The sequence below is a fragment of the uncultured Campylobacter sp. genome, assembly GCF_937949835.1.
Classification (GTDB): domain Bacteria; phylum Campylobacterota; class Campylobacteria; order Campylobacterales; family Campylobacteraceae; genus Campylobacter_B.
The window spans coordinates 1-6,851 of the sequence record NZ_CALEDC010000458.1; the positions used below are offsets into that span (position 1 = coordinate 1).

At 47.8% G+C, this 6,851-nt stretch carries 6 protein-coding genes and 1 pseudogene; 5 read left to right on the plus strand and 2 right to left on the minus strand.

The features are described 5' to 3' along the window. The 5 genes and pseudogenes from guaB to Q0256_RS10205 all read left to right on the plus strand — a co-directional run. Positions 1-1,427, plus strand: a pseudogene (gene guaB, locus Q0256_RS10185) (IMP dehydrogenase); the annotation flags it as partial. Further along, positions 1,424-2,530, plus strand: a complete 1,107-nt coding sequence (locus Q0256_RS10190) for a homoserine O-acetyltransferase (RefSeq protein ID WP_297962718.1) — start codon at positions 1,424-1,426, stop codon at positions 2,528-2,530. The pseudogene guaB and the gene Q0256_RS10190, both read left to right, overlap by 4 nt. Next, positions 2,520-2,705, plus strand: a complete 186-nt coding sequence (gene xseB / locus Q0256_RS10195; RefSeq protein WP_005872361.1) for an exodeoxyribonuclease VII small subunit — start codon at positions 2,520-2,522, stop codon at positions 2,703-2,705. Before Q0256_RS10190 ends, xseB begins: the two co-directional genes overlap by 11 nt. Before the next feature lie 9 nt (positions 2,706-2,714). Further along, complete coding sequence (locus Q0256_RS10200) at positions 2,715-3,854, plus strand: carbon-nitrogen hydrolase family protein (protein WP_297962720.1); 1,140 nt, start codon at positions 2,715-2,717, stop codon at positions 3,852-3,854. Then, positions 3,851-4,516: a ThiF family adenylyltransferase gene (locus Q0256_RS10205; RefSeq protein ID WP_297962722.1), complete on the plus strand. Its 666-nt coding sequence runs from the start codon at positions 3,851-3,853 to the stop codon at positions 4,514-4,516. Before Q0256_RS10200 ends, Q0256_RS10205 begins: the two co-directional genes overlap by 4 nt. 117 nt (positions 4,517-4,633) lie before the next feature. On the opposite strand, the gene Q0256_RS10210 is transcribed toward Q0256_RS10205, so the two are convergent. After that, positions 4,634-5,965 (minus strand): ankyrin repeat domain-containing protein, encoded by a 1,332-nt coding sequence (locus Q0256_RS10210; protein ID WP_297962724.1) that lies wholly within the window; start codon positions 5,963-5,965, stop codon positions 4,634-4,636. Positions 5,966-6,122: 157 nt separating this feature from the next. Beyond that, positions 6,123-6,533 carry an Rrf2 family transcriptional regulator gene (locus Q0256_RS10215; protein WP_297962726.1) on the minus strand — a complete coding sequence of 137 codons (411 nt, stop codon included), beginning with the start codon at positions 6,531-6,533 and terminating at the stop codon, positions 6,123-6,125. Positions 6,534-6,851 lie beyond the last annotated feature (318 nt).

Genomic DNA, 6,851 nt, shown 5'->3' on the forward strand with positions numbered 1-6,851 from the left:
CCTTCGAGGATGTTTTGTTGGTACCGCAATCCTCTGAAATTTTACCCAAAGAGGTCGATATCAGCACGAGTTTTACGAAAAATATCACGCTAAATACCCCTCTTGTGAGTGCTGCGATGGATACGGTCACCGAGTACCGCACCGCGATAATGATGGCGCGCCTCGGCGGCATCGGCGTTATCCATAAAAATATGGATGAGGACTCCCAAGCCAAGATGGTTCGCCGCGTAAAAAAGAGCGAAAGCGGCGTCATTATAGACCCTATCTCGATCAAGGCGGACGCCACGATCAAAGACGCTCTCGATCTGATGAGCGAGTACCATATTAGCGGCATTCCCGTTATCGACGATAACGGCGTGCTGATTGGAATTTTGACCAATCGCGATCTGCGCTTTGAAACCGACACCGCCGCGCTAGTAGGCGAAAAGATGACCAAAGCTCCGCTAATTACCGCCCCAAAGGGCTGCACGCTTGATGATGCGGAGAAAATTTTTAGAAACAATAAGGTAGAAAAGCTTCCGATAATCGACGCAAACGGCCACTTAGAGGGGCTTATTACGATCAAAGACCTTAAAAAGCGCATCGAATATCCAAGCGCTAATAAAGACAAATTCGGCCGCCTTCGCGTCGCCGCGGCGATTGGCGTAGGCCATCTGCAAAGAGCCGAAGCTCTCGTCAAAGCGGGCGTAGACGCGCTTGTGATGGACTCTGCGCACGGACACTCCAAAGGCATTATCGACACGCTTAAGGAGCTGAAGCGAAATTTCGACGTCGACGTAGTGGTCGGAAACGTCGCAAACCCCGCCAGCATAAAGGATATCGCAAACGCAGGAGCCGATGCGATTAAAGTAGGTATCGGCCCGGGCTCGATCTGCACTACGCGCATCGTAGCGGGCGTGGGCGTGCCGCAGTTTACCGCGATCAACGATTGCGCGATCGAGGCGGCTAAATTTGGAATTCCGATCATCGCAGACGGCGGCATCAAATACTCGGGCGATATCGCCAAAGCTCTAGCTGCGGGTGCAAGCTCGGTGATGATGGGAAGTCTGCTTGCAGGCTGCTACGAGACCCCGGGCGAGCTCATTACGTTTCAGGGTCGCCAGTACAAAACCTACCGCGGCATGGGTTCCTGAGCGGCGATGCATAAGGGAAGCTCGGATCGCTACTTTCAAGACGGCACCGCAAAAGAAAAGCTCGTGCCCGAGGGTGTCGAGGGACGCGTGCCTTACGCGGGCATGCTAAAAGACGTGATCTTTCAGCTGCTAGGCGGCTTGCGAAGCTCGATGGGATACTGCGGCAGCAAGGATATCGCGACCTTTCAGCAAAAGGCGGAATTCGTCGAGATCACGAGCGCAGGTCTTAAAGAAAGCCACGTCCACGACGTCATCATTACGCAGGAAGCGCCGAATTACCGAGTAAATCAGTGATCCTTCAGAGCAAAATTCAAAATTTCGACGAGCCGCTCTATCTGGAGAGCGGCCGCGTCTTTTCTAACTTCAAGCTCGCCTATGAAACCTACGGCGAGCTAAACCCGGACAAATCAAACGTCATCGTCATCTGCCACGCCTTAACCGGCTCCGCGCACGCCGCGGGACTTTACGAAGGCGACGTTAAGCCCGGCTGGTGGGACGGGCTCATCGGCGATCATAAAGCGATCGATACGACAAAATTTTTCGTCATCTGCATAAACATTTTAGCTTCGCCGTTCGGCTCGACATGCCCGCTTGATGTCGATGAAAGCAGCGGCCGCGAGTATCGCTTGCGCTTTCCGGTAGTGGTCGTCTCGGACGTCGTGCGCGCGCAGATGATGCTTTTAAAGCGCCTAGGCATCGCCCGCGCCCGCGCCGTTATCGGCGGCAGCCTGGGCGGAATGCAGGCGCTGTGCTACGCGATCGAATATCCCGAATTTGCGGATGAAATTTTCGTGCTCGCAAGCACATACGCTACGCAGCCTTGGGCGATCGCGTTTAATAAGATCGCGACCGAGGCCATCTTGCGCGATCCGAGCTTTAAAAACGGCAACTACGATAAAAATCTGATCGCCGAGCGCGGGCTTGACGGCATGGCGGTGGGGCGCATGGCGGGGCATATAAGTTTTTTAAGCCCAAGCTCGATGCAGGAAAAATTTGGGCGCAACTACGTCGAAACCGACGGTCTTTACGAGATTAACGGACGCTTTCAGGTGGATCGCTACCTTGAATACAACGGCGAAAATTTCGCGCGCAGGTTCGATCCGCTGTGCTATCTCTACATCGCCAAGATGATGAATATATTTGATTGCACGCGCCACTACGGCAATCTCAAAAACGCCTGCGCGCAGATCAGATCGCGCCTACACCTCATCTCTTTCAAAGGCGACGTGCTCTTTCCGCCCGAGCTGATGAAAGAAATTTACGATGCGATGAGCGATCTGGGCAAAAAAGATCGCACTAGCTACGCGCAGATTGACAGCGACTACGGACACGACGCGTTTTTGGTCGAGATAGAAAAATTTGATTACATCATAAAAAGGATTTTGGATGAGTTTTGAAGAAAAAATGGAAAAGATTAACGCGCTTTTAAAAAGCCTAAACGACAAGGATCTGAGCCTAGAGGAGAGCGTGAAGCTGTATAAACAGGGCGTCGCGCTGCTAAAGGAGGCGAAGGAAATTTTAGAAAACGCCAAACTCGAGGTCGCCGAAATAAACGCACCCGAGCAGGCTTAGGAGGCGGCGATGATAAACGTATGCGTTTTGCAACTACCGACGCTTTCGATGAGCGAAAATCGGATCGATTACTATATGAAGGTCGCCAAAGACAACGGCGCGCGGATCGTGCTACTGGGCGAATATGAGCTAAATTCCTTCTTTAGCGAGCTTAAAAAGATGCCCCGCTCCATCGCGTGCGAACAGAGCGAGCATAAGCAGGAGCTGATGGCGCGGCTGGCCGCCAAATACGACCTACATATCGTGGCGCCGATAATCAGAGCCGCAAGCGGCGCGATTTTGAGGCAGGCGGGCATTTTCGGCGGCGCGGCTCAAAAAAGCGCGAGCTCTAGCAGCGAAAATTCCTTAAGCCTTAAAAGCGAGCCCGGTTGCAAGGGCGAGCTAAATTCCAAGAGCGATTTAAATTCCAACGATGGTTCAAATTCCAAAGGCGCTTTAAACTCCTGCGGCGCAAAATCTTTAAATTTCAAAGCCGCAAATTCCGCAGACGGTTTAAATTTAAGCGCTTCGATCCCGAGTAACTCGAACGCTTCAAATTTAAAAGCCGAAAGCCAAAAAGATGCGAGCAAAGAGGAGATCTTTTGCGCGAGCGAAAACGAGCCTATCTGGGTGAAATCCTGCGCGAAATTTTCGCCCTCGGAGGTGAAATTTTACGATCAAAATATCCTGATGGACTATCCGCACTGGAATGAGGAGAGTTTTTTCGCCAACCGCAAAAGCCGCAAAATCGGTAAAATTTCGCCGATGATCTTTAGCGAAGGCGGCGTGAAATTCGGCGTCTGCTTCGGCTACGAGGCACATTTTGACGTATTTTGGCGCTATTTTATGCAAAAAAACGTCGGTTGCGTGCTCGTGCCGTGCGCTTCGACCTTCGAAAGCGGCGGGCGCTGGCGCGAGCTTTTGAAGATGCGCGCGTTTACAAACTCGCTCTACGTCATCCGCGCCAACCGCATCGGCGAGGCGAAATTCGGCGAGAGCGAGTTTAAATTTTACGGCGAGAGCTTCGTCGTAACCCCCGGCGGCGAGATCGCAAACGAGCTGAAAAACGAAGAGGGCGTGCTGATGTGCGAAGTGGACGCGGACGAGATCGCTGCGGCGCGCGGGTTGTGGAAATTCCGAAAAAATCTAGTCAGTAGGGGGCTTTTATGAACTACTTTCACAGACAGATCCAACTTTGGGGCGAGCAGACGCAGCGCGCGCTTGCGGATAAACGCATCCTGATCATCGGCGCGGGCGGGCTTGGAAGCAGCCTTTCTTACGCTCTGGGCGCAAGCGGCATCGGGCGGATCAGCGTCGTGGATTTCGACACGGTGGCGCTTCACAACATCCACAGGCAAATTTTATTCACGCTCGAAGACGAGGGCAAATTTAAAGCGGACGTTTTTAAAAGCCGCACGGAGGCTCGCTACGACGGCGTGAGCGTGGAGGTGCATAAGAGCCGCGCGGAGGAATTTTTCGCTAGCGCGATAGGCGCGGGCGAGAAATTTGATCTGATTTTGGATGCGACCGATAATCTCGCCACGCGTGCGCAGATCGATGCGTTTGCTAAGCAAATAGGCGTGCCGTGGGTGTTTGCGTCGGTGGACAGCTGGCAGTGCCAAGTCTGCTTCGTGCAGAATGCGGATTTTAAATTTTTCCCGAGCCTAAACGCGACGCCTGCGGGCATAACGGCTGCGATCGTAATGTTTGCGGCAAGCTTTGAGGCGAACCTCGCTCTGCGCTACCTAGCGGGGCTTGAGGTCGAAAAAGACCTGCTTTACTACGCGAACTTTTTTGGCGGCGAGCTGGAAGTTAGGAAGATAAAATTGTAGTTTTGGCTCGGGCTAGTTTAAATTTAAGCCCGAGCTTGTGGGTTAACTTTATATCAAAAAGCTAATTTTGAGCGTGTTAGTTTAACTCTTCTTCTGTCATTTTATTCTCCTTAATATTTAGTTTTGATGACATTCTTTTCTTGCATTTTTTATCTCATCGGATGAGATTTCATCTATATATTTATCTAGCTTTTTTAAATTATCTTTATACGGCTGATCAAGCTTACGACCGTCTTTATCTCTGGTATACATATGGATGGATACCGCTTCCATTTCATTTAACTCGCTTGCAAATTTCGTATATTCATAAACATCTTTAAATGTAGAATTTCTATCTTTGCAATATTTGCGATATACCGTCGTTATAAGAGAAATTTCACTTTTAGGTATATAATAAGTTGCATCGTAGTTTATTTTATAATAACTATCCAAACTATATATATAGTTTCTATGACAATCATCATATTTTCGTTTTAGAAATTCCGGACTCGGTTGTCCGCCTACGTTATACTGCATAAGCAGCTTTAAAATCGGTTCGTAATTTGGAGTGCCCGGAAATGTATCATACAATGAAAAATCATATTCGGTAATATCAAATCCGTCCGTCGGTTCCGCTTTATCATTTAATATTCCTTCAGGCACGACCTTTTTAATATCGTTTCCGTACCTTAAACCTACCGTAGAGTTTTGAAATTTCCAAATATATGGCTTGTAGCCGCTTTCTAATGCCATCTTTGCTATCTCATACATATTCGTATTCGTAAGATATGAAAAGAAATAATTCGGCTCTCCTATACTAATCATAGGATAGTTGGTATCATAAATCAACGTAAAATTTCCATCATCACTTATTTGCAAAGATTTTATATGGTTATAATTCGGCGGAAGCAGTCTGTTTCTAACGACTTCCGCCTCTTCAAATTTAACCCCGTTGTCTAAAAGCAGTCTTACCGCTTTAGTAGCATTATTTTCTATCGCATAAGCCATAGCGGATAGCTTGTATTCGTCTTTTTTATGTATATCCGCGCCTAGCTTTATAAGCTCTTGGGTAGTATTTGTATCATCCCAAAAGCTAGAATACATCACGGGCGTTACACCTCCGTGCATAGTATGCTCTACGGATAGATTGTTATCTTTCATAAATTTTAAAATTTTATCAGTTTGCTTGCTTTTTAAAAGCCTTTTTAGCTCTACGTCTATAGGGGGTTCTTTAAATACGTTTTTCGGATTTGAATTGTAATCTATATCCCAATGTCTAAATGCAAAACTTTGCATCTCCGCTTCGCTTACATACTTATCAAGTCCCGCTTCTTTAGTAGTATCGGAGCCTATCGTAATAGTGTAGTGAGATTGAGATTTATGAAGTCCTACTCTTCCGCTTATGAATAGATACAAAATAAGGCAAGCAAAAACTGCGATGAATTGCAATATGGCTTTTAAATATTTCAAAATTTCCCCTTAGAATTAATTAGGAGGATTATATCTCAAATCAAATTAAACCGAAATTTTACATGGCGAGCGGGTAAAATTTTATATAAATTTAGCCCGCAAGCCTTGAAATTCGAGCAAGTTTAGAAGATAAATGCGTATTTAGAATTTTAAAGCTCTATCCCAAATCGCTCAAAAGATCCGCCAAGCTCACGCTTGATAGGGATTTTTTAAAATCATTCTGAATGCGAGCAAATCGCGGCGCGAGTATCGCCTCGATCTTGCCGCCCACGGGGCAGGCGCTAGGCGAGCCTTTGTGCAGGCGAAACATCGCGTCCTCCTCGCTCACCGCCTCGTAAATGTCTAAAAGCGTGATGAGTCGCGCGTCGCGAGCTAGTGTGATGCCGCCCACGCCCGCGGTCGTGAGCACCAAAGCCGCGTTTTTTAGCTGCGAGATCAGCTTGCGCGCGATGGCGGGGTTTATCCCCGAGCTTGCGGCGACGAAATCGCCCGTGACCTTCTCCTCGCGAAAATACGCGACGCAAAGCATGATGTGAACCGCAAGTGAAAATTTGATACCTATTTGCATTTCGCTCCTTGATTTGGATCTGAGTTTTAGAATTTAAGCGAAATTTTCCTTAAACTCGGCCGCTAAATTTCAGATCGCGCTAAAATTTCATCCGCTAGGCGATTTCTGCAAATTCTGATCTTAAATTTAATCGTTTCTAAATTTTATCAGCCAAACGATCTTTCTAAAATTCGGATATTAAATCTTAATCGTTCCGAAATTTTATCTGCTAGTCGATTTTTTAAAATTTAGATATTAATTTAATCACGCCTAAATTTCATCCGCGACATAGCAAGCCGCGCGCCGCCGATACCGATAGCGCGACTATCCCTGTCTGCC

What these genes read in the sequence shown, in the direction of transcription:
- Q0256_RS10205 (WP_297962722.1), top strand. Translation starts at nt 3,851, where the DNA reads ATGAACTACTTTCACAGACAGATCCAACTTTGGGGCGAGCAGACGCAG.
- xseB (WP_005872361.1), top strand. Translation starts at nt 2,520, where the DNA reads ATGAGTTTTGAAGAAAAAATGGAAAAGATTAACGCGCTTTTAAAAAGC.
- Q0256_RS10215 (WP_297962726.1), bottom strand. Translation starts at nt 6,533, where the DNA reads ATGCAAATAGGTATCAAATTTTCACTTGCGGTTCACATCATGCTTTGC.
- Q0256_RS10200 (WP_297962720.1), top strand. Translation starts at nt 2,715, where the DNA reads ATGATAAACGTATGCGTTTTGCAACTACCGACGCTTTCGATGAGCGAA.